Source organism: Gluconobacter sphaericus (genome assembly GCF_016757795.1).
Taxonomy (GTDB): domain Bacteria; phylum Pseudomonadota; class Alphaproteobacteria; order Acetobacterales; family Acetobacteraceae; genus Gluconobacter; species Gluconobacter sphaericus.
Map to the genome: position 1 here is coordinate 816,902 of NZ_CP068419.1, position 24,660 is coordinate 841,561.

A 24,660-nucleotide genomic window follows, 5' to 3' on the forward strand; every position below is an offset into this window, starting at 1 on the left:
ATCCAAGATCGGAACGAAGCGTTGCTTTTTCTAGAGCAGGGGATAATGGCAGGCGACTGTCCGGCCTTCCGCGATCCTGTGGAGTTCCGGACGTTCCTGCGCGCATCGCGGCTGGGCCAGCGGACAGCGCGTATGAAACGCACAGCCCTGCGGCGGATGGATCGGGCTCGGCACGTCGCCTTTGAGCGGCGGAGGCAACGGCCGGTCCGGGCGGGGCACCGCATTCAGCAGGGCCCGCGTATAAGGATGGGCCGGGGCTTGCAAAACCGCCAGCACATCCCCTTCCTCCACGATCCGCCCCAGATACATGACGGCAATCCGGTCCGCCATCTGCCGCACGACCGCCAGGTCATGGGAGATGAACACGCACGCCACGCCCAGCGAATTGCGCAATTCCCGCAACAGATTCACGATCTGCGCCTGCACCGACACATCGAGAGCCGATGTCGGCTCATCCGCGACCAGAAGATCCGGCCCCAGCATCAAGGCGCGCGCAATGTTCAGACGCTGCCGCTGCCCGCCCGAGAACTCATGCGGATAACGCGACAGAACGGACGACGACAGGCCAACCTGCTCCAGCAGCGTCCCGATCCGTTCGACAATGCCGGGCCGTCCATGGATCCGCATCGGTTCTGCCAACGTGTCGCCGACGGTCCTGCGCGGATTGAAGGTCGAGGACGAGTCCTGAAACACCATCTGCATCCGGGGCCGCCAGCGCCGCAGCGCCCGGTCCGACAGGCCGGAAATCCGCTCGCCTTCAAAGAACACCTCGCCCGAACTCGGCGCCCCCAGCCCGATCAGCGTCCGCCCCAACGTGGACTTGCCACAACCGGACTCCCCGACCAGCGCAAGCGCCTCCCCGCGATGCACGGCCAGCGACACATCGCTCACGGCCCGCAGGGTCTCCCTGTGTGACAGACGATAGTGTTTGCTGAGGTTTTTCGCTTCAAGAAGAATGGTCATGCGTCGTACAGCACGCAGGCCACGCGCCGCCCTTCTTCCGGTTCACGCAAAGCAGGACGCACGGCGCAGTCCGGTCGCACAAAGCGGCAGCGCGGCGCAAAAACACAGCCCTCCGGCCGCGCATCGGGAGCCGGCGGCCGCCCCGGAATGGTGGGCAGCGCATCAGGTCTCGGTCCATCCAGCGGCGGGATCGCCTCCAGCAAAGCCTGCGTATAGGGATGCAGCGGTCGCGCCATCACCGCCGCAACCGGCCCCTGCTCCACGACAAGCCCGGAATACACGACCACCACATGCGTACACGTCTGCGCCACGACGCCCATGTCATGCGTAATCAGCATCACACCGGCCCCGCTGTCGCGGATTTCGTACAGCAGCGTCAGGATCTGTGCCTGCACCGTGACATCGAGCGCCGTGGTCGGCTCATCCGCGATCAGAAGTGCGGGGCCACAGGACAGCGCCATCGCGATCATGGCGCGCTGACGCAGACCGCCGGAAAGCTGGTGCGGATAGCGTTTCGCCGCGGCTTGCGGATCAGGCACCCCCATCCGCCCCAGCAGAGCCACGGTCCGCGCTCGCGCCTCACGGCGGCTGAGGCGCTCGTGCAGGCGAATCTGTTCATCAATCTGCGCACCGATGGAGCGCACCGGCAGGAAAGCCGTCATCGGGTCCTGAAAAATCATGGCCATGCCCGCACCGCGCAGATGCCGCCACTCCCGGTCCTTCATCCCCAGCAGCTCACGCCCCTCGAAACGGATGGAGCCCGAAGCTTTCAGACCCGGCAGCAGCCCCATGACACTCATGGCCGTCAGGCTCTTTCCCGATCCGGACTCCCCCACCACACCCAGCGCATCCCCGCGCCGCACGCTCAGGGACACATCTTCCAGCAGGGCCGTCCCATTTGGCAGGTCCAGATGCAGGCGATGCAGCGCCAAAAGCGTCTCAGCGCCCATGCCGTCCCTCCCTCATCCGAGGGTCCAGCAGGACATAGAGCCCGTCCACAAGCGCATTGGCGATGACAACGAAAACGGCGGCATACATGACCGTCGCCATGATGAGCGGCAGATCGAGCGTCGCCAGCGCCTGATAAGTCAGCCGCCCCACACCCGGCAGAGCAAAAACAACCTCTGTCAGAAGCGCTCCCCCGCCCAGAAGCTGCGCGAAATCCAGCCCAAACAGCGACACATAACTCAGCCAGGACAGTCGCAGACCATGCCACAGCCACACCCGCACCGGCCCTGCCCCCTTGGCGCGCGCCGTGCGGATGGAATCCTCACCCATGGCAGTCAGAAGTTCGGAGCGCAGAACCCGCGCATACAAGCCAATGAACGAAACAGCGAGCGTCAAAGACGGCAAGAACAGCGCCTTCGCCCAGCCGAGCGGGCTCTGCGAAAACGGCACATACCCAAGCGGCGGCACCCAGCGGAACAGGAACGTGTCATGCCAGCGGCTCTGCGTGACGAGATTGACGACCTCGCCGAGCCAGAACACCGGCATGGACAGACCGATCAGTCCCAACACCATCAGCAGCCGATCCACCCAGCTATCGCGCAGCACGGCGGACGCAATCCCGAAAACCAGCGACCCGCTGACCCAGAAAAATGCACCCCACAGCACAAGCGATAGGGTCACCGGGGCCGCCTGCAACACTTCAGGCACAACGCGCTGACCGTGATTGACGAAGGACGTCAGATCCCGGCTGACGAACAGCTTTTCCATCATCTTCACGTACTGCACAGGCAGCGGACGGTTGAAGCCATACTCCGCGCGGATACGTTCCACGACCTGCGGACTGGCCCCCCGTCCTGCAATGCGGGCCGTCGGGTCCGCACCCGGTGTCGCAAAGAAAATGCAGAACACCAGAACCGAAATTCCAAAAATGACCAGTAGCATCTGCCCGGTCCGGGAGGCCAGACTGCGGATCATCGGCCTGCTCCTTTCGGGTCGAGCTGGTCCCGTAGCGCATTGCCCAGAATATTAAGCGCCAGCACAGTCAGAACAATCGCCAACCCGGGCACGATGGCCACCATTGGTCGCGTATAGAGCAGTCCTTCGCCATCCTGAATGATCGTCCCCCAGGATGCCGCCGGGGCCTGCACACCGAGCGACAGGAAGGACAGCGCGGACTCAGCCAGCATGCACAGCGCCATCACCAGCGGCGCCAGAACGGCCATAGTTGGTGTCAGGCCCGGTAGGATTTCTCGCCACAGGATACGCCAGTCCGACGCTCCCATGCCCCGCGCCGCCATGACGAACCCAGCCTGCGACAGGCTCAGCGCCCGCGCCCGCAACGGCCGGGCCGCATAGGGCACATAAACCAGCGCAATAATACCGATCGGAATCAGCAAATTATCCGCGCCGATGGTAATGAACCCCAACCGGATGCCATGCCCAACAGTGACGACGGATAGCGAAATCGCGAACAGATAAACCGGGATCGCCCACAGCATATCCAGAATGCGCGACAGAATCAGGTCAATCCAGCCACCGAAATACCCGGCACAGATCCCGATACACGCCGCCAGACACAGACAAACCATCGCGGATGCTGCAGCAATCAGCAAGGAATTGCGCCCGCCATACAGAACCCGCGCCGCCACATCGCGCCCCTGCGAGTCCGCGCCAAGCGCATACGGACCCGGCTGCCAGTCCGGCCCGATCGGACTGAGCCCCAGATGCAACGGATTATCGTTAGGCTGCATGAGATCAACATGCTGCCCGTTCCGGATCGTCGTACCAGCAATGTCAGAAGAAAACGGATCAATCCTGTTAAGCGCCGCATAAAGCGGAGCAAACAGACAGGCGAAGATGATGGAAGCCAGCAGCAGGGCCGCAAAAGCGCCGTCACGGCGCGTCAGAACAGCGCGGATAATCCGCCGATAACTTCCTTCCACGCCTGCTCCATTCCGTTCCGGTTCGTGACCTTTTTTTCGTTCTACAGTACGAACACGTCGGGACAGAAGAGGCTCCTCGTCAATCAGCGCGTCTGGCGGGCGGGTTTGCACACATGCAGACGGACGCGTTGCTGAAGCGCCCCCAGATCGGGCAGAAGTTCGTTGTGAAGTGCCCGCACACTGTCGTGCGCGGCATAGAAGCGTCTCGTCCCACTTTCGCTGACCAGAATGGCCGCGCCGAGAAAAACGCCGTTAATTTCGATGACGGTTGAACCAAGCATAGTGCCGGCCTCTGAAGAAAGAGCCCGACAGTCCAGTTGTCGGGCGTTATGACACGCCGGAGAGCATTGTCTCCGAAACTGAAACAGAGCAGCGTTTGCGCTGCGCGCTACACATTCGACACGTCATTGACCAACTGGTCCCATTGCTGTGGATGCCTCTAGAAACTTTCAGATACGACGGCGTGTGGCGTTCCGTCAATATATAACGCATTAATATGATATTTTCCCTAAAACATGATTATAATAACTATACTTTTTAGTGATAATGGAAATCATTATTTACGGTCTGCCCTTCCCCCCATTTCCCGTGTTAAGTGAGGCCATGAGCAAGAAGGTTCCGCTGTCCCCCGCCCCGTTCGAAGGTTATGCTGCCCCCCGGGGCCGCGTTTTCAACTCCTTTCTGGAGACAGTGGGAGGCACACCGCTGGTCGCGCTGCCACACCTGACCCAGCGTGAGCATCTCAACGGGCGACTGCTCCTCAAGCTGGAATTCTTCAACCCCCTCGGCTCCGTCAAAGACAGGATCGGCGTGGCCATGCTGCGCGATGCTGAAGCGCGCGGTCTGATTACGCCGGGCCGCACAGTCCTGATCGAACCGACCTCGGGCAATACTGGCATCTCTCTCGCTTTCGCGGCCGTGGCGCTGGGATACCGCCTGATCGTCACCATGCCCGAAAATGCTTCGACCGAACGTCGCAAGATGATGCGCCTGATGGGCGCGGATACTGAACTGACACCTGCATCACGCGGCATGGCGGGCGCCATTGAACGTGCCGAACAGCTCACTCGCACCCTGCCCGACGCCTGGATGCCGAGCCAGTTCGAAAACGACGCGAATCCGGCCGTGCATGAAGACACCACGGCCCAGGAAATCTGGGAAGACACAGCAGGCAAGGTCAATATGGTTGTGGCCGGCCTGGGAACGGGTGGTACGGCGTCTGGCATTGCGCACGGGCTCAAGAAACATCGCAAATCCATCAAAGTCTATGGTGTGGAACCACGCGAAAGTGCTGTGCTGCATGGCGATGAGCCCGGCCCGCATGGCATTCAGGGCATCGGCCCGGGTTTTGAGCCCGACACGCTGGATCTCAAGGCTCTGGATGGGGTGTTCGAGGTCTCTGAACAGGAAGCAGTGGCAACGGCACGCCTGTGTGCAGCGGTTGAAGGCATCCCCATCGGGATTTCCTCAGGAGCCGCGCTATTTGTAGGAATGGAACTGGCCCGCAAGCCCTCCAGCCGCGGCAAGACGATCGTGGCCATCGTCCCGTCTTTTGCGGAACGCTACCTCTCCACACAGCTCTTCGACGGGCTAGCCTAAGCGCCAATAAAACAACCATTAAGAAAAGTTATTTTATTTAACCGCTTATTGTGTTCGTTATTAACTCAAAGTCCTGTTCCGCTCTCCTGCAGAAGAGTCGGGACGGCTGAAAGGAGATAACGTCATGAACCTGTTTTCCGGCCGGCCGACATTTTTCGATCCCGCTTGGGCGACGCATGGCCTGCCTGATACGGGCCGCCAGCAGATCGCCGGCGCGTTTCAGCGCCTCGGCCATCAGGTCGAACTACTACTTGTCCCTGGGCTCTTCGGTTCGGGTCCGGATCACTGGCAATCTCACTGGGAACAGGCTTATGGCCTGAAACGTCTCCATCAGACGGATTGGGCAACGCCCAGCCCCGCAGACTGGGAAGCAGCACTGACCTCTGCGGTCGAGGCTTCATCCCGTCCGGTTTTTCTGATCGCCCACAGTCTCGGCGCTGTGCTGAGTGCGAAATGGCTGAGCCGATATGGCGGGCAGCGCGTGGCCGGAGCTTTTCTGGTGGCGCCTGCGGATATCGACCAAACAGCACATCCGGAGGTCGAACGCATCCGCGCTTTCGGGCCGCTTCCCCACATGCCCCTACCGCTCCCCACCGCGATCATGGCCAGCAGCAATGACCCCTGGCTGTCCCTGCCCCGCGCGCGGGAACTGGCCGGTCAGTGGCAGTCGGACTTTCTGGAAGCGGGGGCTGTCGGCCATATCGGTAGCAGCGAGCCGCTGGGCCTGTGGGAACATGGCGCAACTACCATGCTCGATTTCGCCCGCAGAAAACTCCCGTTCCGGATGCAGTGAACACACCCTAAGAAAGTCTTCCTCAAGGCTTGCCGGAGATCGGTTTCCAACGGTTAAGCAGCAAGGAGTTGCTGACCACCGAGACGGAACTCATAGCCATGGCAGCCCCAGCCACGATCGGATTCAGCATCCCGAAAGCCGCCAGCAGCAGACCCAGAATGTTGTAAATGAAGGCGAAGAACAGGTTCTGCCGAATTTTGGACAAGGTAGCATTGGACAAGGAAATCGCGTCCAGAACGCCCATCATCTCGCTTTTCATCAGCACGATATCTGCCGTATCCAGAGCCACGGCAGAGCCCGCACCAATGGCGAACCCGACATCGGCGGCGGCCAGGGCCGGCGCATCATTGATGCCATCACCCACCATGCCGACCAGACTGCCCTGCGCCTGGTATTTCGCAACACCATCCACCTTGTGCTCGGGCAGCACACCAGCCAGATAGTCATCCACGCCAACCTGCCGCGCCACGAGCGAGGCCGCGCGTTCATTGTCACCCGTCAACATCACAACCCGGACACCCCGGGCCTTCAGGGCCTTCACGGTGGCCACAGCATCGGCCCGCAGCTCATCCGCCAGCGCGATAATACCCAAAACCTGACTGCCCTGCGCCACGGCGATGACAGTATTGCCCTCGCTTTCCAGCGCGGCAACCGGTAGCGCAGACAAGTCCAGTCCGCTCGTCTGCATGAAGGCCGGCGAGCCCAGACGCGCTTCCTGCCCACCCCACTCGGCGATGACACCCTTGCCCGGAACCGCTTGGAAATCCTTCACCGCGGCAGGAGTATTTCCGCCGTGATTTTCGGCATAATCCACGATGGCGCGGGCCAGAGGATGCTCGGAATTATGCTCCAGAGCATGCGCAACGCCCAGAAGCGTCTCCACCGGAATACCCACCGCCGGATGAATGGCGGCAACCGTAGGACGCCCTTGGGTTAGGGTGCCGGTCTTGTCGACAATGATGGTCTTAAGCTTCTCGGCCCGCTCCAGCGCATCGGCATTGCGGAACAGAATGCCGGACTGCGCACCACGCCCCGTCCCGACCATGATAGCCGTCGGCGTCGCCAGACCCAACGAACACGGGCAGGCAATGACCAGAACGGATACGGCAGAGACGAGGCTCCATGTCGCGGAGCCGGTCACGGCCCAGCCGATCAGGAAGGTGAGAACGGCAATGCCGATGACGGCAGGCACGAAAATACCCGAAACCTTATCGGCCAGACGCTGCACATTGGCCTTCGAGCCCTGTGCCTGCTCGACCATTTTCACGATCCGGGATAGCGCCGTATCCGCCCCCACGCCGGTTGCCCGGACACGCAGCGCGCCATTGGCGTTCATCGTCCCGCCAAAGACCTCGTTGCCAACTTCCTTGAGAACCGGAATGCTCTCACCCGTAAGCATGGACTCGTTGACTTCGGAGGCCCCCTCGATGATCTCGCCATCCACCGGCACACTCTCGCCCGGACGCACGACGAAAATGTCCCCGACATGCATGTCCGCAACCGCACGATCCACAATCGCACCATCACGCTCGACATGCGCGCTCTGCGGCTGAAGCTGGAGCAGGCTCTCGATCCCTGCGCTGGTCTTGTTCTTCGCCCGGGTCTCCATGAGCTTGCCAAGCGAAATCAGTGTAATAATTGACGCACTGGCTTCAAAATAGACATGCTGATGAAGCCCGAACACCACCACAACCGCACTGAACAGCCAGGCAATGGATGTTCCCAGCACGACCAGCACATCCATATTGGCCGAGCCGCCGCGGACAGCGTTCCAGGCCCTGCCATACAGATGCGCGCCACAGACAAACTGCACGATCGTAGCGAACAGGAACTGTACCGAAACCGGTACGATCATGCGTCCGAAGAACATGCCGATCATCTCGGCAAAGAGCGGCAGGGACAGGATGAGCATCAGGATGAAGCGGTTGCGCTCACGCCTCCAGATGATGATCCGCGTGGCCTTCGGATCTTCGCGCGTACCTTCATCCAAACGTTGTGCGCCAAATCCAGCCTTCTCGATCTTTCCAATCAAAAAATCTGGTTCGACCACGCCAGGAATGTAATTGATATGCGCCCGTTCGGCCGCAAAATTCACGCTGGCTTGCACGGAAGGCTGACGGTTCAGTATCTTTTCGATCCGCGCTGCACAGGCCGCACATGTCATGCCGGACAGCGACAGGTCGAGACTCTGTTCATCCACGGAAAAACCAGCGCGTCGCACGGCGGCCACGACACTTTCAATGGAGGACGGCGCATTTTCGAAAACGACCTGCGCACGTTCAGAGGCGAAATTGACGGTAGCGCTGACGCCCTCCTGACGGTTGAGGACTCTTTCAATCCGCGCAGCACAGGCGGTGCAGGTCATGCCACCGATGGGGAAACTGATCGTTTCTGACATCTGGAAAGTGTCCTGTAGGCTAGAAGGATTCTGCAAATAGTTTGCAAGAAATATACCCCACCACCCTATTTTTCAAGAACAGAAAAGACGATAGTTCTATCGCCAAGAACAATCTCATGATCGTGAAAGCGGCCGGGTTTCTTTGATGTTGAGGAGCGGCAGACCTAGTGATCAGCACGAAGCGTTTTCCCGGACTGTGGATTTTGAAGTCTTCCGCCCTGATCTAGACACGGCTCTGGCGTATCCAGACGAAAGCAAGAGCGGACGACGGCCTTTTGATCCGGTACTGATATTCAGGATCCTGGTGACCCAGATGCTGAACAATTTGTCCGATAAACGGAAGGAGTATCTGATCAACGATCGCCTCTCCTTCATAAGCCTCCTTGGTCTGGGACGTTCAGATCAGGCTCCGGATGCCAAAACGATCTGGCTGTTTCACAAACGTCTGAAACAGACGGGGGCCATTGAAAGACTGTTTGAGCGCCTTGATGCGACCCTACGTAACGCCAGCTATCTGCCGGCGTGTGGCCAGATCCGGGATGCCACACTGGTGCCCCCAAAGCAGCGCAATACCAACGCCGAGAAAGCAGATCTTCGAGAGGGAAATATGCCGCCGTCAGTGATGGCCCGCGATTGAGAGAGAGGCTGTTGTATAAGCCAGTACGTCATCAACCGTTTGGGCAGACACGGCCGATCGTTCAAAGGCAATGAAGACTCCGTGGAAAAGCAGAACTTGGTCTCAAAACTTCACGAAAAAAGCCAAGTCTCAAACCGATGCCCCAGCGTATCCAGAAGTCGAATACTGGAAAGTCCGTGATCAGCGCACGTATCGAGTATGTCTTTTCTGATCAGAGGTCGCAGACTGGGCTGTTCGTCCGGACAGTTGGCCCGCGCGAGCCAGCATGAGGATCGGGCTGACCAATATCGTCCACAACATGCACCACTTCCTCTGCCTGGAGAGGATCAGCGCGAGCGCGTAGCCACGCCAAAAGCCCAAAATCAGAACCACATTACATCAACCAACAGTTCTTCGATCACCCCACATGGCAGACTTGGCCGCACCACCTTTTCAAAAGGAGGCGTGTCGCGCCTCAGGAAACGACGTCAAATCCCGTATCTTCGACAACTTCCCTTAAAGCGGCGACCGAAAGCTGGGCCGGATCATAGGACACCGTGACCTTTCCTCTATCGAGCACGATGTCGACGCCCTTTACACCATTCACGGCCTCAAGGGCACGCTGGAGCTTGCCGAAACAGCCATTGCAGGACATTCCCTCGACCGTCATGTGCGCTGTTTCTGTCATATCACGAAATCCTTCAGAGTGAGAGTCACACCCCTGTAACGAGACCCCACCATACGGTTCTGGGGTATAGTATATAACCACTCACAACAAAACTATTCTGGCCATAATCTAATTTCACTATTTTATTACGTTTTATATGCCATTGTGGGGTATGATTGTACCTGTTGTCCGCGAAACAGATTCGACAAGTCATTTTTTCTGCGTCCCGAAAAATAATCTTTCCATATCCCCCCTGCGGGTATACTCTCATATGACATTCAAACGATGGATCGCTCTATTTTTTACCCTACTGCTGGGACTTCTGATGGTCAGGACACATGCCCGGATATGGATTGGCCTGCTGGCCTGCCTGCTGATGCAGGTCGGGCTTCTTCTCAGCACGTCTACCGTGCAGGCTCGGACTGCAGTCCCCCATCAGATGGCCATGGTGATGCACCACAAGACCCATCATCAGAAACCCAACAGTCCGGACTGCTGCAACACGTCAGCCTTCCATGCGATTTCCTATCCCCAGCAGTCTCCTGAAGGCTGCTGCCATACACATGCAGTCTCGACCGACCCCATGCTGACCGTGACGTCCATCCAGCCTTCGAGTCCCGTCACTCTCGTTACGCGCGCCTTTACGTCCGGACGGCACGACCGTTTCAACGGCACCGACTGGATCCCGGCCTCCCCCCCGCCGAAGCTCCGCGCGATCTGACACACGCCTGACAGGCGTGGACCCGTCCTGCTGCCTGCAAGGGACAGCCAGGACCTGCTCCTCTGTCATTTTTGCGGATTTTTCTCATGACCTTTCCGTCCCGCATCCGGGGCGGCCTGACACGACGGCGTTTCGTGACGGGGATTGGTGCAGGCGGCCTGCTGGTTTCCCTGCCCCGAAGCTCGCACGCATTCTCGTCCAAGGCCTCTTCTGGCATCATACCCCCCATGCCGTCCGACCGGTGGGATCTGAAGATCGGTCACACGCGCATCTCGCTCGATGGCAAAACCATGCACGCGCCAACCGCTGGTGGCACGGTGCCCGGCCCGATCCTACGCTGGAAACAGGGCGATACCGTCAGCATCAACGTCACCAACACGCTGAACGAGCCTACCTCGATCCACTGGCATGGCATCCGCACGCCCTCAAACATGGATGGCGTTCCGGGGCTGAGCTTTGGTGGCATCGCCCCCGGCGAGACTTTTACGTACCGCTTCAAACTCCATCAAAGCGGCACCTACTGGTATCACAGTCACTCCGGAATGCAGGAAGCGATGGGCCTGTATGGTGCGATGGTCATCGACCCGCGCCACCCGGACCCGAACGCCTGCGACCGCGATTACGTCATTTTCCTCGCCGAATGGACGGATGTCATGCCCCATGACATCGTCAGCAACCTCAAGATGCAGGACGATTATTACGTCTTCCGCCAACGCACGGCCGCATCCTTTCCGAAGGAAGCGCGCGAGGCCGGAAGTGCGGGTGCAGCGCTTTCAGACCGTCTGGCCTGGTCGAAAATGCGCATGGCCGCAACCGATATCGCAGACGTCTCGGGCGCGATCTACACCTACACGCTGAACGGCCACGCCCCGGACATGAACTGGAGCGGCCTGTTCAACCCCGGCGAAAAAGTGCGCCTGCGTTTCATCAACGGCTCGACCATGACGTTCTTCGATGTCCGGATTCCGGGGCTCGAAATGCTGGTCGTACAGGCGGACGGCAACGATATCGAACCCGTCCCCGTGGACGAATTCCGCATCGGCGTGGCGGAAACCTATGACGTAATCGTCCAGCCGAAGGACGACCGCGCCTATGCCATTTTCGCCCAGAGCGAGGACCGCACCGGCTACGCAAGCGGCACCCTCGCCCCCTACGAAGGCATGATTGCGCCTCTCCCGCCAATGGACCCACGCCCGGTCCGTACCATGGTGGATATGGGCATGGGGAACATGAAACCCGGCGAAAGCATGCAGGACATGGATATGTCCGCAGACATGTCGGGCATGAAAATGGAGGGCGACGTGGCCGGCATGGACATGAACCACATGGCCATGCCGAAAATGGAAGTGGACGACCCCGGCCCGCCTCCCATCAATGTCGAAAACCAGATGCGCGCCATGATGCCCGTCGACCGAACCGGCAGCCCCGGCGACGGTCTGGAAAACAACGCCCGCCGCGTCCTGAACTATAAACAACTCCGCGCCACACGCCCCGGAGCGGACCTGCGACCGCCGACGCGGGAAATCATCCTGCACCTGACCGGCAACATGGAACGCTATATCTGGGGCATGAACGGCCGGAAGTTCTCGGAATCCGGCCCCATCCGCCTCAAATTCGGCGAGCGCGTTCGCTTTACGCTCATCAACGATACCATGATGGAACACCCGATCCATCTGCACGGCCTGTGGAGCGAGCTGGAAAACGGTCAGGGCGATTACCGCCCCTACAAGCACACCATCATTTCCCAGCCGGGTTCGAAGCTGAGCTATCTCGTGACAGCCGATACCCCTGGCATGTGGGCGTATCACTGCCACTTGCTATACCACATGGATCTGGGCATGTTCCGCACGGTGATCGTGGCATGAAACACGCCCTTTCCCCTGCAGTTCTGGCCCTTACAACTCTGTCATCCCTCGCACTGGCATCCGGCACGGCCTGCGCCGACCAGCCGGTCTATCACGCCGCCGATGCGCCGGAGGCGACGCCGGTCGTCTATATCGGCAACATCAAACCCTCGATGGATCAGGGCACCTGGCTGCATGGTATCTTCAATGAACTTGAAGGCCGCTATGCACCCGGCGGCACCGATTTCCGCTGGGATGGCGAAGCCTGGTTCGGCGGTGACTACAACAAGATCTGGCTGAAATCCGAAGGCACGCTGGAAAAAGGGCGCATGAGCGATGGCGACCATGAACTGCTCTATACACGCTCCATCTCGTCCTACTGGAACCTTCAGGGCGGCGTACGGATGGACCTCGATGACGGCCCGACCCGCACCTGGGGCGCGTTCGGCATTCAGGGTCTGGCGCTATACGAGTTCGAGTTCGAGGCCACGGCTTATGTCAGCGATCGCGGACGTTTCGCCACCCGCGTGGAAGGTTCTTACGACTTCCTGCTGACCAACCGTCTGATCCTTCAGCCGCAGGCCGAGTTCAATTTCTACACGAAATCCGATGCGGGACGTCAGGCTGGCGCCGGCCTGTCGGATGTCGATGCAGGTCTGCGTCTGCGATACGAACTCTGGCGGAAATTCGCGCCCTACATAGCCGTGACCTACTCCGGATATCTCACTCAGGCCCGCCGGATCGCCCGTGACCAGCACGACGACACCGGCTCCGTCCGCTTCAGCCTCGGCGTCCGAAGCTGGTTCTGATCATCGATTTTCCATTCAAACAAAACCGGAAGCCCGACATCATGCGCAAGATTTTACTCGTACTGACCGCCCTTCTCACCACCAGCACAGCTTACGCCGATCCGTCTATGTCTGGCATGGACATGAGCCATATGAATATGGGCGGCAAAAGCCCCATGACCATGTCCTCCTCCAAAACACAGGACCCGATGGCCGGACTGAACATGAATCAACAGATGGCCCTGTGTGCGCATCTTGAGAAGCTCAACAAACAGAACAGTCCGCTGACGCCGAAAATGAAGCAGCAGCGCGCCGCCTGTCAAAAAATGAACATGGGCATGACAAACCAGTCTGCACCAAGCGAAACGCTGGACCGCTGAGCGCGCAGGCTTTTCAGCGTATCATCCGGCGGACGACCTGGAGAAGCTCGTCAATCGCGTCTTCTCCCCCGTCGTCCTGCACCGCACGGCGCACACAGCCATTGACGTGGGCAGACAGGATCTGGATAGACACACCATCCAGCGCCGACTTGATGGCGGAAATCTGGGTCAGGATATCCACACAATAGCGGTCGTTCTCGATCATGTTGAGAACACCGCCGACCTGCCCTTCGATCCGACGCACGCGGTTCGTCAGAGCCTTCTTGCGGGGCTGTTCAACACGCCGGCCATCATCGTCCATCGGCATGCAGTTCTCACAGACATCCGCCGCATGTTCTTTATGGGATAGTGCCATTACAGAATCCGCCCTCTGCCAGAACATTTCGAACGTAACATCATGGGTTTATACCCGCCCAGTCTGGCACCCACAGGCCGGTGTATGCCCCCCTGCGACGGGAATTGCCAGTCCAACGATGCATCTGCGTGTTTCGGGATCGAAAAAAAACGAGCCCCTTCGCAGAACAAAGAACATTCTGTTTCTACACTACCAAACAGGCCTTTCTTTTTATTCCGAGCGCTTCTTCCGCCTTCTGTCGCCCCAACAGGGGTTTTCATAAAATTTATTTCTGAGGAGCTCCGGATGCAAATCATTCTCACTCCTCTTCCCGGACGGGCAGGATGCGCCTATCTAGGATGAAGGCCGAAGCCTCTGAGCCCGCGCCATCTTACCGGGGTACCGAACTGATGCTGTATCTGGATACACTACCCAAGGGCACTCATGCCGTGATCGAGAAGATCGAGCAGCGCGCGCCTCTGGACCCGATCGCCACACGACTGGAAGAGCTGGGCTTCGTCCCCGGCGAGGCCGTCCAGGTAGTCGCGACCGGGCCGATGGGCAGGGATCCGATCGCCGTGCGTCTGGGAACGTCGCGCTTTGCCCTGCGCCGGGGCGAAGCCGCCCGCGTGGGCCTGCGGACTGCCGCCTGATCTCCATGAGTTCGACAGCCTCGACACAAACGCCCGCCCCCAGCCTGCATATCGCCCTTGTCGGCAATCCGAACTGCGGCAAGACGTCCCTGTTCAACCAATTGACGGGAAGTCGGCAGAAGGTTGCGAACTATGCGGGCGTGACGGTCGAGCGCAAGGAAGGGTTTTTCACAACCCCCAGTGGCCGGGCGGTTCGCGTGTTGGACCTGCCGGGCGCCTACAGCCTTGATTCAACGAGCCCGGACGAGGACGTCACGCGTGATGTCTGTCTGGGACGTCACCGCTCCGAACCCCAACCCGAAATGCTGGTCGCCGTCATTTCGGCGACCAATCTGCGACTGCATCTGCGCTTCCTGCTGGAACTCAAACAGCTCGGCCTCCCCGTCATCGTCGCGCTGAACATGATGGATGAAGCCCAGCGCAACGGCCTTCAGATTGACGTGGCCGGTTTGCAGGCCGATCTGGGCATGCCCATCGTCCCGGTCGTCAGCCTCAACCGCGCCGGCGTGGTGCCACTTCTGCAAGCCCTCGACCTGCCTCTTCCCGCCCCCCCCCCCCCCCTTCCGGCGGGGATCGATCCCCATATGGAAGTGCGGCGGCTTCTGGCGGTTCATGTCGTGGACCCATCCGCCGGAAAGGATCGCCTGACAGACCGTCTGGACCGGCTGTTCCTGCATCCGATCTGGGGACCGGTCATTCTTCTGGTCGTGCTGTTCGTCATGTTCCAGACCGTCTTCGCCTGGGCGCAGCCACTCATGGACGGGCTGGACAGCGGGATTTCGACATTCGGGCAGATCGTTCTCAAGCCATTACCGGACGGTATCCTGCACAGCCTTCTGGCCGATGGCGTGATTGCTGGTGCAGGCACGGTCATCGTGTTCCTACCGCAGATCCTCATCCTGTTCCTGTGGATTCTCGCTCTTGAGGAATCAGGCTATCTGCCCCGCGCCGCCTTCCTGCTGGACCGGCTGATGGCGCTGGCCGGGCTGAGCGGAAGATCCTTCATTCCCCTGCTGTCGAGCTTCGCCTGCGCCATTCCGGGCATCATGGCGGCGCGGACGATCCAGAACCCGCGGGACCGTCTGGTCACGATCCTGATCGCGCCGCTCATGACGTGCTCGGCCCGTCTTCCGGTCTATACGCTGCTGATCGGCGCGTTCGTGCCGCATCATACGGTGTTCGGGATTTTCGGGCTTCAGGGGCTAGTCCTGTTCGGGCTTTATGCCGTGGCCATCGTCAGCGGCGTCATCGCGGCCCGTGTCATGACGCGGGGTGTGAAATCCGAAGAGCACCCGCTGCTGCTCGAACTGCCCCCCTATCGCCGCCCAAACCTCAAGAGCCTCGCGCTCGGCCTGTGGCAGCGCGCGGTGATGTTTCTCTCCCGCGTGGGGACGATCATCGTCTCGCTGAACGTGCTGCTCTGGGCACTGTCGAGCTTCCCGCTGCCGCCCGCGGGCGCTCCGGGTGCGGCCATTGATTACAGTCTGGCCGGGCGCATTGGTCATCTGATGCAGTGGGTGTTCGCGCCCATCGGCTTCAACTGGCAGATCTGCGTCTCGCTGATCCCAGGCCTTGCGGCGCGTGAAGTAGCCGTCAGCTCACTGGCGACCGTCTATGCCATCGGGGCCACGGATGACGGCGCAACCGACAAACTCCTGCCGCTACTCTCGACACAGTGGAGCATGGCCACAGCATTCTCACTGCTGGCATGGTATGTTTATGCGCCGCAATGCATTTCCACGCTGGCTGTCATGCGGCGGGAAACCGGCTCCATCAGAACCGTTCTATGGGCTGCGGCGTATCTGTTCGGGCTGGCCTATCTGGCCGCGTTCCTGACCTATCACATCACCCGCGCCATTACGGGAGTTCCCTGATGATCGAAGTTGCTGTTGCCCTGCTGATTGTCTGCGCCGCCGCCATTTACTGGTATGCGCGCCTCTTCCCTCAGGGTTGGGGCCGCCTGCGCACGGCCGTAGGTCTGCCCACACCGCAGCCTACCATCGGTAAGGGTTGCGGCGGCTGCTCGGGCTGTGACCGTTCTGGTAAGGGCGGCTGCCACTAAAACAGCCGCACTACGAGGGCAGAATTCCTGAAGGTCCGGACTGTTGCGCTCGACTGCAAAGCTGGCATAGACAGCACGTAACGGCGCTTGTCCGTCGTGATCTTCAGATGCAGCTTCTCTCTACGGACCCGACTGACCCGCTCTTCACGGAGCACGAGCAGCTTTTTGCTAATATCTGGGAGAGCATGGCCCCTTCGCGTCCACCGGATACGGCTCGACCTCAACCTGGGCCATCTCCAACCAGGCGGATTTCGAGAAGTGCAAGCGCGTGTCGCTGGATGCCAATTTCGAGACGCTGGAATATGCTCGCTCGGCCTGACGGTTGCGATCAACATCATCGCGGATCCGTCCTGGATTCGGGAACGCTTCGAAGCCGTGCGTCAGTGGTGTCTCGAAATCCCGGATATCTTGAACATCTCCGTCACGAAGCCCTATCCAGGCGCCTGAACACGCGCGATTATCGCCTGTTCGACATCCAGAGCGCCGTCCTACCGGCCACCCTGTCCGAGGTCTACTAAGGAACTGGTCAAGCCGCAGCAGGTGCTGAACACCAAGCACATGGGCTGAGAAGCGCTGAAAGGCACGGTCAGGATGGTGGCGGGAGTGGGCTGAGGCGCCAGACATTCTCCGACACCGGGCCGCGGCCTTTCAACCCGCCTTCAACGGCCCGACTTTCCAGAATCGTCAACGCGTAGGCCAGACCATAACATTCGCGCAGGAACGTCTCCCTGACGGAAAAAGGCGGTCCCTTCAGGCAGGACTGGTCGTAGTCAAGTGTAACGAGGAGTTCGGGAACCGGGCCGGTCAGGGATAGGAGATGAGCAGCATAGGCCCGACGCAGGTCTTCTGGCAGGGCGATCAGCGCGGCACGATCGTAAATACCGCCCATCGGGCCAAGCAGATCGGGCGTCAGATCGAAAATATTGCCTGCAAAAATACGGATATTCCCGGCGGAAAAACAACGCAATGGCCCTACATCCACAATGTCGGGCGTAATGCCGAGGTCGATGAAGAACCGGCGCACGGCGATATCACTCAGCTCACATCCGGTCACGTGAAAGCCCTGCTCCGCGAGCCAGACCATGTCCTGACTCATGCCGCACAGAGGCACGAAAATCCGCGCTCCCGCTGGAAGATCCAGCGCCCCAATATGACGGGTCAGGAGCGGATTGGCCTGTGGTTCATGAAAGCCCGTCTCGCCGCGCTCCCATTTTTCCTGCCAGAAAACGACATTCAATTTTACGTCCATAAATCCGGCTTGCTTCCTGCTTTTTCCGACTGAGACTGTGCCGGGTTCTGCTGGCGAGACAATGGCATGTGTCGGGAAAATGTGAGAAAAGCCGCTCATGGTCATGCTCACCCCCTCCCAGCGGCAGGCGCTTGATGAAATCATTTCCGCACATGCCGCAGGACGGCCGACGCATCTTCTGACGGGATATGCGGGCAGCGGAAAAACGACGCTGATGCAGGCTGTTGCCCGGCATTTCATGAGCGAGAAAAAGGTGGTGGTCATCACAGCCCCTACCCACAAGGCCACTGCCGTCCTACGCTCAAAAGTAGACCGGGACGTTGATTGCCGCACGATCCAGAGCCTGCTGAGCCTTCAGCCATCCTCACAGGGCACGACCACAACCCTCGTGCGCTCCAAGAGGCCGCAGACAATCGCCGACGGGGTCGTGATCGTCGATGAATGCTCCATGCTGTCCGCGGAACTGATGAACTGGATCCGCGATCTTCTGCGTTACTGCTTCGTGCTGTTCGTAGGCGATCCGGCCCAGCTTCCACCCGTGGGAGAGGCTGCGTCCCCGTCCTTTTCAGTCCCCTCACGCTCCCATCTCGAAACCGTCGTTCGGCAGGCGGCGGGTAATCCTATCCTGGAAGCCGCCACCATCATCCGCCACAGTCAGGGAAGTGAAGTCGACTGGAGCTGGGTACGCGATGCGCGTCAGGACCAGATGGGCCTGTTCCTGCCCAAGGATGTGGAGAGCTGGGTACGCAAGGCCTTCCTGTCCGACGCTTTTGAGGCCGATAACGACTGGTGTCGCTATCTGTGCTGGACGAATGCACGTGTGCATCAGATCAACCGGATGGTCCGGCTCTGGCGCTATGGCGGCGAAACACCCACCCCTTTCATGCCCGGCGAGCGTGTCGTATCCCGCTCGCCCTTCTCCATCCAGCAGGAAGAAAGCGGACCGCGTCAGGCCATCGCCACGAACGAGGAAGTCCTCGTCATGGACATCAAACCCGGTCGGCTGTCCTACAAATTCGAGCTCTGCAAGGACATCCCGGCCTGGGTCGCGGATCTCGCGTCATGGGAAGTGACACTCCTGACCATGGCGGGCGAGGAAATTACCGGCCATATCGTGCAGAATCCGAAAGATCTGGAGGCCGTGGATCGGCGGCTGATGCAGGAAGCGAAACAGCAGCACCGACGCTGGAGCCACCGCTTCGCATTTCACAACGCGCTACTGCAGCTTCAGGCGATCTATGCCATGACGGTCCATACGGCTCAGGGCAGCACGTTCAGAAACGTGTTCGTGGATCTCGGCGATATCGGCCGCCGCGCCCGGCAGAACCCGCTGGAGACGCAACAGCTCTGCTACGTAGCGGTGACGCGGGCGACCGACATGGTGTTCCTCGTCAACACGGCGGGTCTTTCCGCACGATAGGCCGCGACGCCCACAGCGAGGCCAGAATGGACCCCGAAACATTGTGCCAGATGGAGAACACTGCTCCTGGTAGCGCCGCCAGCGGCGAGAAATAAAGCCGTCCCAGCGTCGCGGCGAGACCCGAGTTCTGCATCCCGACTTCCAGCGCCAGCGTACGACAGACCGTTTCGTCAAAGCCGAGCAGCCGCCCGCCCCAGTAGCCTCCCAAAAGCCCGATCCCGTTATGCAGGATAACCGCCAGAAGCATGATCGGGCCAGCCTCTTTCAGGGACGGCCCCATGCCCGCGACGATGGCCCCAATGATAAGCAGTATCGATATCATGGCCACAAACGGCAAGGCTGGCTCGACCCGGCGAACCACACGGTGGCACAGGGTATTCAAAATCACCCCCGCCAGAACGGGCAGCGCCACCATCGTCAGAATACTGCGAAACAGTGCCCAACTGTCCACGGCGATACCCGAAGACACATAGAACCGCACCAGAAGCGGTGTCGCGACGATCCCGAAAAGGGTTGAAAACGCGCTGATGCTGACCGAAAGCGCGACATCCCCGCGCGACAGATAGATCATGACATTCGAAGCCGTGCCGCTCGATACGCAGCCGACGAGAACCATGCCCGTTGCCAGCGCAGGCGGCATCGACAGCAGATGTGCAATCCCCCAGGCCGCGAGCGGCATGACGAGATAATGCAAGCCCACGCCCGCCAGAACCGGCGCGGGACGGCGCAGAATCCGGCCGAAATCAGCAGGCGTCAGCGATACGCCCATCGTGAACATTACGAAGGCCAGAAGCGGCGTGATAACAGGAACCAGCGTCAGAAACGGTCCGGGCCGCAGCAGTGCGAGGGCGGACACCAGAACAGCCCAGAAGGGAAAGAGGCGCGTCATCATCGAAGCGGAACCGAGGGAAAAAAATATTTCTCAGGAGACATTCAACTCATCTTGGTGGAGATGACAGGAATGCCCTTATGCCGGGCAACAGCCGGCCCGTCATCCCTTCCAATGGAGAACGCAGAACAGAGGCAGCCCGAAAAATACCATTAACGCGCTAGGGACTGGCCTGCGTTTATTACGCTTAAGAAAGCCGACGAGCGTCTTCCTGCATTTAGCGAAAGAATACGCACAACCCCCTCAACAACCCATGCGCCATCAATAACTACTCATTCAAATAACATCCTGAAATAAATTGAATTTATTCACATTATTTTTATTTATTATTTAATTAAATATAAAATTTTTATTATAAATAATCGCTGCATCCTATAATATATCCCCACATCTTCTGGTATAGTATTTCGTTTTTCTTTTAATTACCTCGGCCATGCTTCCCTGATTGTTGGGACTGCAGCTTGGCGCCCTGTTCATGGTCATGGCGTATGACAGGCGCTCCGCATCATGCTGGGCCGTCAGACGCCCTTGTGCTGCTGGTGTCTGGCTGCGGCCTGTCTTTCATACTCTAGGCTTTGGCTAAATCGACGGGCGTGTTCCGCTCTGTCTTTCCGGTCCGGGTGACAAGATTTTACCGGAATTTTCTGCTAGACTTGCTATCCGACCTACGTCTGATCGGCAGGAAACGGCGGTCCATGACTAAGGTCGTCCGGGTCGGGCAAATCGTCCTGAGCATGGAGCAACTAATCGCCCATACCAAAGCCACCAACTCCGGATCCAAAGACCGATGACGTCATGCCACCTTTTCAATGGGCGGAAACCAACAGTAGCCTCCGACTAATCCTCTCCAGCATCACGGGATGTCTCATCATTCGAGTTAACTGAGACGGCGGAACAACATTCTGGAAGAAGCCTGAAGCAGCCTCCCGAATCCGTAATATCAGGGCACAAAAATGAAAGTTATGATGTCCCCCCCCCTGAAAGAGCTCCTCGCCCGGAGCATTCCGCCGCTTCAGGGGCGATGATGGTCCTGAAATGATTTTTTAGGTTTCCGTAATACGATCAAAGTGCCAAAAGCCCTCGCGTTCGGGGCGCTCAGGTCGCCGTTCCAGTCAGGAAGTCCGTCGTGTTCAAAACGCTCTCCGGCCCGGTGATCGCGGGCCTCTGCGCCCTGTTCGCCTCGACCTTTATTGCGGTGACGACCGAGGTCGCACCGGTTGGTCTGCTGATCGACATGGCCAAGTCCTTCAACATTACGGAAGGTCATGCCGGGCTAGCCGTCAGCGCCTATGCGCTGCTCGTCGCATTCGGGGCCGTGCCCATCACAATCGCCACGAGCCGCATGGACCGCAAGATGCTCATGCTGCTCTGCTTGGCAGGATACGTCATCTCCAACCTGATTTCCGCCATGGCGCCAAACTTTGCCATTGTCTGTGCAGGACGCGCCCTGGGCGGCTTGTCACACGCGCTGATGATGTCCATTGCGGCCGCCTATGCGGCCCATCTGGTGCCCGAGCGCATGACCGGGCGCGCCATTTCCTTTGTCTTCGGCGGCACATCGCTAGGATCGGTTCTGGGCGTTCCGGGAGCGGCTGCGATCAGCCAATTCGCAAGTTGGCGCGTAGCCCTTTACGTCATTGCGGGCCTAGCGACTCTGCTGACGATCTTCATTGCGCTCTATCTTCCGCCCGTTCGCGGGGCGGACACAAAGGCGCTCAAGGTTCCAACCATCCGCTCCCCACAGGCCGCGCGCATTTTCGGCGTCGTGATCGGCGTGAATGCTGTGTTCTTCTTCGCCCATAACCTGCTCTACACCTATGTCTCCCCGCTTCTGTTATCACATGGCCTGCCGGAACACCTGCTGAGCGTCGCACTTCTTATTACTGGCGGCGTCAGCATTTTCGGTCTGTGGGGTGCGGGGCAAGTCGTGGACCATTGGCCGGCAGCCGGACTATTCGGCGGCGGCCTAGCCATGCTCACGGGCATGATCCTGGTTTACGGACACTTGATTTCCGCATGGCCGAGCGTGGGCGCCGTCGGGCTATGGTGCATGGGTTATGCCGCTATCATCCCCTTCGTCATGTCGGGCGCAATCCGCGCGCGAGCGACCAGCGCGGATGTGGCCGGTGCCGCTATCAACGGCAGCAGCAATTTCGGTATTCTTCTGGGCTCCGCCATCGGTGGCCATCTTCTGAGCACGCTGGGCTTTGCGGTGCTGTGCCCGGCCTCCGTCATAATCGCGCTGGGCGGTATCCTGCTCGCAGCGTTCAATCCCGCAGCGTTTCCCCGCCGCCTCCAGCAGGACTGAAAAACTCCAGCGGACACTCCTAGGTGTTTGATCTCGTGGTTTGATGGTGTGCTATTTTCACGAGAGTAGAAGGAAGCCTTATGGGACAGAGACGTCATGGGAGCGCCACGACTACGTACGCCGTGCGAGCAACAATACAGCGATCGCAGGCTTCGCTCGCGTCGCTGAGCAAGGAGTTCGGGATCAACCCGAAAACAGTTGCAAAGTGGCGGAAGCGACAGAGTGTCGAAGATCAGAAGACAGGCCCTAAAGATCCGCGCTCAACGGTCCTGTCCGAGACGGACGAAGCGATGATCGTGGCCTTTCGCCGGCATACGTTGCTACCGCTTGATGACTGCCTTTCTGCCCTGCAGGCCGGTATCCCCCATCTGACACGCTCCGCCCTGCATCGCTGCTTTCAGCGTCACGAGATCTCACGGCTGCCGGACATCGAAGGAGACAAGCCCAAGCGACAGCGTTTCAAACGCTATCCGATTGGATTCTTTCATATCGATATTGCCGAAGTCCAGACCGCTGAAGGCAAGCTGTACCTCTTCGTTGCCATCGACCAGACAAGCAAATTCGCTGTCACACAACTGGTCGAAAAAGCCGACCGGAATACAGCATGGGAATTCCTTGAATATCTCCTGAGTGTCATTCCTTACCGGATCCATACCATCCTGACCGATAACGGCATCCAGTTCGCCAAACAGCGCCGTAGTCGAAATACGGCCCTGTCGCGTCCCATGCGCTTCGAGGTGATCTGCAAAGCTCACGGGATCAAACACCGTCTGACGAAACCCAATCATCCCTGGACGAACGGTCAGGTTGAACGGATGAACCGGACGATCAGGGAAGCGGCCGTTAAACGCTTCCATTACGACAGCCATGAGCAGTTGAGGACACGCCTCAATGACTTCATGGCAGCCTATAACTTCGGGCGAAGACTCAAGACCCTGAACGGCCTCACCCCTTATGAATACGTCTGCAAAATCTGGACTTCAGAGCCAGAAAAATTCATCACCAATCCAAACTACCAAAGCACGGGACTAAACACCTAGGAGCGGCTAGCTCCCAGCCGGGGCATTACCCGGATGAAGAGTAGTGCCGAAGCCAGTTCGACCAACGTCTGGGTCACGATCACGGCGGGCAGTAAAGGCGCCGCACCAGACACTGCGAGCGCAAGCGGCAACACGACCAGCGAGTTACGTGTGGCTCCACTAAAGGCAAGCGCGCGACCTGCGGGTGCCTCCAGCCTGAATAGCTTCGAAATACCCCAACCCAGAAAAGGCGCAAACACAACAAAAGCCGCATAGATCGGCACGACATGCAGCGCAATGCTGGTCTCATGGACCAGCTGCGGGAGCATGGCCGCGATAACGATGAACAGAACGAGCGCCGTCACCGGCACAGGCAGCAGGCCCAGTACTGATGCGCCCCATTCGACTACCGAGCTTCGCTGTGCCCCAAACTGAACGAACCATGCCAGACACAGCGGAATGACGATCAGCCACAGAAACGCATGCAGGAAGGGCCCGACCTGCACCAACCGTGACACGCCATCGTCCAGAAAGAGACGGAGCCAGAGCGGGAGCATCGCCATCTGCACCACCAGAAGGACGGGCGTGGACGCGAGAAGGAGTGCCGCATCCGCCCGCCCCATCTGGGCGAACGTCACCACCCAGTCAATACAGGGGCAGAGAAGCACCATCAGGATGCCTAGCCGGATCATTCCGTCCGCCGGTGCAAACGGAAGCAGCAGGGCCACCAGAGCGGGGACAGCCACGAAATTCGTGACCAGAAGCGCTGCGAGGAACCGGACCCTGCGGAAAGCATGCCCCAGTTCCGTAAGCGGTATCTGAAGAAAGGTCACAAACAGCATCAGCCCCAGAACAGGATTGATGACCACGTCCCAGGACGCGGTTCCCACCATCACCAGCGCAGCCGCTGCCCCTAGAAGTACTGCAAAAAAATACAGCACAATCTGACGCTGCTCCAAAAGATCCCGCATCGAAGCGAGACTCATGGCGCATACCTGACAGTAGCAGATGAAAAAAGCCACCTTCCGCGCAGACACCCCATGCCGGATGTCAGGTCACGGCAGCG

23 protein-coding genes and 2 pseudogenes are annotated in these 24,660 nt (G+C 59.3%); 14 read left to right on the forward strand and 11 right to left on the reverse strand.

Going from position 1 to position 24,660, the window contains the following annotated elements; all coding sequences use genetic code 11:
* Positions 1-30: 30 nt before the first annotated feature.
* The 5 genes from IGS75_RS03925 to IGS75_RS03945 all read right to left on the reverse strand — a co-directional run bounded on the left by IGS75_RS03925 (position 31) and on the right by IGS75_RS03945 (position 4,135).
* Positions 31-963, reverse strand: a complete 933-nt coding sequence (locus IGS75_RS03925) for an ABC transporter ATP-binding protein (protein ID WP_202257667.1) — start codon at positions 961-963, stop codon at positions 31-33.
* A complete protein-coding gene (locus IGS75_RS03930; protein ID WP_202257669.1) occupies positions 960-1,913 on the reverse strand; it encodes an ABC transporter ATP-binding protein in 954 nt (317 codons plus the stop codon). Before IGS75_RS03930 ends, IGS75_RS03925 begins: the two co-directional genes overlap by 4 nt.
* Positions 1,903-2,886: an ABC transporter permease gene (locus IGS75_RS03935; protein ID WP_202257671.1), complete on the reverse strand. Its 984-nt coding sequence runs from the start codon at positions 2,884-2,886 to the stop codon at positions 1,903-1,905. The genes IGS75_RS03930 and IGS75_RS03935 overlap by 11 nt, the downstream gene beginning before the upstream one ends.
* On the reverse strand, positions 2,883-3,854 hold the full coding sequence (locus IGS75_RS03940; RefSeq protein ID WP_373320044.1) for an ABC transporter permease: 972 nt from the start codon (positions 3,852-3,854) through the stop codon (positions 2,883-2,885). Before IGS75_RS03940 ends, IGS75_RS03935 begins: the two co-directional genes overlap by 4 nt.
* A gap of 83 nt (positions 3,855-3,937) precedes the next feature.
* Positions 3,938-4,135 (reverse strand): hypothetical protein, encoded by a 198-nt coding sequence (locus IGS75_RS03945; RefSeq protein ID WP_141350697.1) that lies wholly within the window; start codon positions 4,133-4,135, stop codon positions 3,938-3,940.
* Positions 4,136-4,457: 322 nt separating this feature from the next.
* Here IGS75_RS03945 and cysK point away from each other — a divergent pair, with 322 nt between their 5' ends.
* Complete coding sequence (gene cysK, locus IGS75_RS03950; RefSeq protein WP_202257673.1) at positions 4,458-5,453, forward strand: cysteine synthase A; 996 nt, start codon at positions 4,458-4,460, stop codon at positions 5,451-5,453.
* A gap of 124 nt (positions 5,454-5,577) precedes the next feature.
* Positions 5,578-6,246, forward strand: coding sequence for an RBBP9/YdeN family alpha/beta hydrolase (locus tag IGS75_RS03955; RefSeq protein WP_202257674.1), 669 nt, complete (start codon positions 5,578-5,580; stop codon positions 6,244-6,246).
* A 22-nt stretch (positions 6,247-6,268) separates the two neighbouring features.
* Here IGS75_RS03955 and IGS75_RS03960 read toward each other — a convergent pair whose 3' ends face one another.
* Positions 6,269-8,644 carry a heavy metal translocating P-type ATPase gene (locus tag IGS75_RS03960; protein ID WP_202257676.1) on the reverse strand — a complete coding sequence of 792 codons (2,376 nt, stop codon included), beginning with the start codon at positions 8,642-8,644 and terminating at the stop codon, positions 6,269-6,271.
* Between the two features lie 126 nt (positions 8,645-8,770).
* Here IGS75_RS03960 and IGS75_RS03965 point away from each other — a divergent pair.
* Positions 8,771-9,624: pseudogene (locus IGS75_RS03965) on the forward strand (transposase); the annotation flags it as partial.
* 111 nt (positions 9,625-9,735) lie between these two features.
* On the opposite strand, the gene IGS75_RS03970 reads toward IGS75_RS03965, so the two are convergent.
* On the reverse strand, positions 9,736-9,948 hold the full coding sequence (locus tag IGS75_RS03970; protein ID WP_141350689.1) for a heavy-metal-associated domain-containing protein: 213 nt from the start codon (positions 9,946-9,948) through the stop codon (positions 9,736-9,738).
* A 250-nt stretch (positions 9,949-10,198) separates the two neighbouring features.
* On the opposite strand from IGS75_RS03970, the gene IGS75_RS03975 reads away from it, so the two are divergent.
* The 4 genes from IGS75_RS03975 (at position 10,199) to IGS75_RS03990 (ending at position 13,660) form a co-directional block, all read left to right on the forward strand.
* Positions 10,199-10,648 (forward strand): hypothetical protein, encoded by a 450-nt coding sequence (locus IGS75_RS03975; protein WP_167495466.1) that lies wholly within the window; start codon positions 10,199-10,201, stop codon positions 10,646-10,648.
* 86 nt (positions 10,649-10,734) lie between these two features.
* Entirely contained in the window at positions 10,735-12,513 is a 1,779-nt protein-coding gene (locus IGS75_RS03980; RefSeq protein ID WP_202257678.1) for a copper resistance system multicopper oxidase, read from the forward strand.
* A complete protein-coding gene (locus IGS75_RS03985) occupies positions 12,510-13,301 on the forward strand; it encodes a copper resistance protein B (protein WP_141350683.1) in 792 nt (263 codons plus the stop codon). The genes IGS75_RS03980 and IGS75_RS03985 overlap by 4 nt, the downstream gene beginning before the upstream one ends.
* Before the next feature lie 41 nt (positions 13,302-13,342).
* On the forward strand, positions 13,343-13,660 hold the full coding sequence (locus tag IGS75_RS03990; protein WP_202257680.1) for a hypothetical protein: 318 nt from the start codon (positions 13,343-13,345) through the stop codon (positions 13,658-13,660).
* Between the two features lie 13 nt (positions 13,661-13,673).
* On the opposite strand, the gene IGS75_RS03995 is transcribed toward IGS75_RS03990, so the two are convergent.
* Complete coding sequence (locus tag IGS75_RS03995) at positions 13,674-13,967, reverse strand: metal-sensitive transcriptional regulator (protein WP_408876491.1); 294 nt, start codon at positions 13,965-13,967, stop codon at positions 13,674-13,676.
* Positions 13,968-14,404: 437 nt separating this feature from the next.
* On the opposite strand from IGS75_RS03995, the gene IGS75_RS04000 reads away from it, so the two are divergent.
* The 4 genes and pseudogenes from IGS75_RS04000 to IGS75_RS04015 form a co-directional block, all read left to right on the forward strand.
* Complete coding sequence (locus IGS75_RS04000) at positions 14,405-14,647, forward strand: FeoA family protein (RefSeq protein ID WP_141350967.1); 243 nt, start codon at positions 14,405-14,407, stop codon at positions 14,645-14,647.
* A 5-nt stretch (positions 14,648-14,652) separates the two neighbouring features.
* The gene (feoB, locus tag IGS75_RS04005; protein WP_202257682.1) at positions 14,653-16,521 is read left to right on the forward strand and encodes a ferrous iron transporter B; all 1,869 of its coding nucleotides are present in this window, start codon (positions 14,653-14,655) and stop codon (positions 16,519-16,521) included.
* A complete protein-coding gene (locus tag IGS75_RS04010; protein ID WP_202257684.1) occupies positions 16,521-16,709 on the forward strand; it encodes a hypothetical protein in 189 nt (62 codons plus the stop codon). The genes feoB and IGS75_RS04010 overlap by 1 nt, the downstream gene beginning before the upstream one ends.
* Before the next feature lie 262 nt (positions 16,710-16,971).
* Positions 16,972-17,273: pseudogene (locus IGS75_RS04015) on the forward strand (hopanoid C-3 methylase HpnR); the annotation flags it as partial.
* A 22-nt stretch (positions 17,274-17,295) separates the two neighbouring features.
* Here IGS75_RS04015 and tmpT read toward each other — a convergent pair.
* Positions 17,296-18,057: a thiopurine S-methyltransferase gene (gene tmpT, locus IGS75_RS04020; protein WP_337249222.1), complete on the reverse strand. Its 762-nt coding sequence runs from the start codon at positions 18,055-18,057 to the stop codon at positions 17,296-17,298.
* On the opposite strand from tmpT, the gene IGS75_RS04025 reads away from it, so the two are divergent.
* Positions 18,056-19,378, forward strand: coding sequence for an ATP-dependent DNA helicase (locus IGS75_RS04025; protein WP_202257686.1), 1,323 nt, complete (start codon positions 18,056-18,058; stop codon positions 19,376-19,378). The genes tmpT and IGS75_RS04025 overlap by 2 nt on opposite strands.
* Here the strand turns inward: IGS75_RS04025 and panS are convergent.
* Positions 19,350-20,270: a ketopantoate/pantoate/pantothenate transporter PanS gene (gene panS / locus IGS75_RS04030; protein WP_202257688.1), complete on the reverse strand. Its 921-nt coding sequence runs from the start codon at positions 20,268-20,270 to the stop codon at positions 19,350-19,352. The genes IGS75_RS04025 and panS overlap by 29 nt on opposite strands.
* A gap of 1,123 nt (positions 20,271-21,393) precedes the next feature.
* Here panS and IGS75_RS04035 point away from each other — a divergent pair.
* Together IGS75_RS04035 and IGS75_RS04040 are read left to right on the forward strand one after the other, a co-directional pair.
* Positions 21,394-22,575: an MFS transporter gene (locus tag IGS75_RS04035; RefSeq protein WP_141350669.1), complete on the forward strand. Its 1,182-nt coding sequence runs from the start codon at positions 21,394-21,396 to the stop codon at positions 22,573-22,575.
* Positions 22,576-22,655: 80 nt separating this feature from the next.
* Entirely contained in the window at positions 22,656-23,615 is a 960-nt protein-coding gene (locus IGS75_RS04040) for an IS481 family transposase (RefSeq protein ID WP_202257690.1), read from the forward strand.
* Here IGS75_RS04040 and IGS75_RS04045 read toward each other — a convergent pair.
* Positions 23,612-24,580 (reverse strand): arsenic resistance protein, encoded by a 969-nt coding sequence (locus IGS75_RS04045; RefSeq protein WP_202257692.1) that lies wholly within the window; start codon positions 24,578-24,580, stop codon positions 23,612-23,614. The two genes, IGS75_RS04040 and IGS75_RS04045, sit on opposite strands and share 4 nt — an antisense overlap.
* Between the last annotated feature and the right edge of the window lie 80 nt (positions 24,581-24,660).

Bases quoted from the DNA above. Each gene is read 5' to 3' on its own strand.
- IGS75_RS03925 (WP_202257667.1), bottom strand. From the start codon at position 963: ATGACCATTCTTCTTGAAGCGAAAAACCTCAGCAAACACTATCGTCTG.
- IGS75_RS03930 (WP_202257669.1), bottom strand. From the start codon at position 1,913: ATGGGCGCTGAGACGCTTTTGGCGCTGCATCGCCTGCATCTGGACCTG.
- IGS75_RS03935 (WP_202257671.1), bottom strand. From the start codon at position 2,886: ATGATCCGCAGTCTGGCCTCCCGGACCGGGCAGATGCTACTGGTCATT.
- IGS75_RS03945 (WP_141350697.1), bottom strand. From the start codon at position 4,135: ATGCTTGGTTCAACCGTCATCGAAATTAACGGCGTTTTTCTCGGCGCG.
- cysK (WP_202257673.1), top strand. From the start codon at position 4,458: ATGAGCAAGAAGGTTCCGCTGTCCCCCGCCCCGTTCGAAGGTTATGCT.
- IGS75_RS03955 (WP_202257674.1), top strand. From the start codon at position 5,578: ATGAACCTGTTTTCCGGCCGGCCGACATTTTTCGATCCCGCTTGGGCG.
- IGS75_RS03960 (WP_202257676.1), bottom strand. From the start codon at position 8,644: ATGTCAGAAACGATCAGTTTCCCCATCGGTGGCATGACCTGCACCGCC.
- IGS75_RS03970 (WP_141350689.1), bottom strand. From the start codon at position 9,948: ATGACAGAAACAGCGCACATGACGGTCGAGGGAATGTCCTGCAATGGC.
- IGS75_RS03975 (WP_167495466.1), top strand. From the start codon at position 10,199: ATGACATTCAAACGATGGATCGCTCTATTTTTTACCCTACTGCTGGGA.
- IGS75_RS03980 (WP_202257678.1), top strand. From the start codon at position 10,735: ATGACCTTTCCGTCCCGCATCCGGGGCGGCCTGACACGACGGCGTTTC.
- IGS75_RS03985 (WP_141350683.1), top strand. From the start codon at position 12,510: ATGAAACACGCCCTTTCCCCTGCAGTTCTGGCCCTTACAACTCTGTCA.
- IGS75_RS03990 (WP_202257680.1), top strand. From the start codon at position 13,343: ATGCGCAAGATTTTACTCGTACTGACCGCCCTTCTCACCACCAGCACA.
- IGS75_RS03995 (WP_408876491.1), bottom strand. From the start codon at position 13,967: ATGCCGATGGACGATGATGGCCGGCGTGTTGAACAGCCCCGCAAGAAG.
- IGS75_RS04000 (WP_141350967.1), top strand. From the start codon at position 14,405: ATGCTGTATCTGGATACACTACCCAAGGGCACTCATGCCGTGATCGAG.
- feoB (WP_202257682.1), top strand. From the start codon at position 14,653: ATGAGTTCGACAGCCTCGACACAAACGCCCGCCCCCAGCCTGCATATC.
- IGS75_RS04010 (WP_202257684.1), top strand. From the start codon at position 16,521: ATGATCGAAGTTGCTGTTGCCCTGCTGATTGTCTGCGCCGCCGCCATT.
- IGS75_RS04025 (WP_202257686.1), top strand. From the start codon at position 18,056: ATGGTCATGCTCACCCCCTCCCAGCGGCAGGCGCTTGATGAAATCATT.
- tmpT (WP_337249222.1), bottom strand. From the start codon at position 18,057: ATGAGCGGCTTTTCTCACATTTTCCCGACACATGCCATTGTCTCGCCA.
- panS (WP_202257688.1), bottom strand. From the start codon at position 20,270: ATGATGACGCGCCTCTTTCCCTTCTGGGCTGTTCTGGTGTCCGCCCTC.
- IGS75_RS04040 (WP_202257690.1), top strand. From the start codon at position 22,656: ATGGGACAGAGACGTCATGGGAGCGCCACGACTACGTACGCCGTGCGA.
- IGS75_RS04045 (WP_202257692.1), bottom strand. From the start codon at position 24,580: ATGAGTCTCGCTTCGATGCGGGATCTTTTGGAGCAGCGTCAGATTGTG.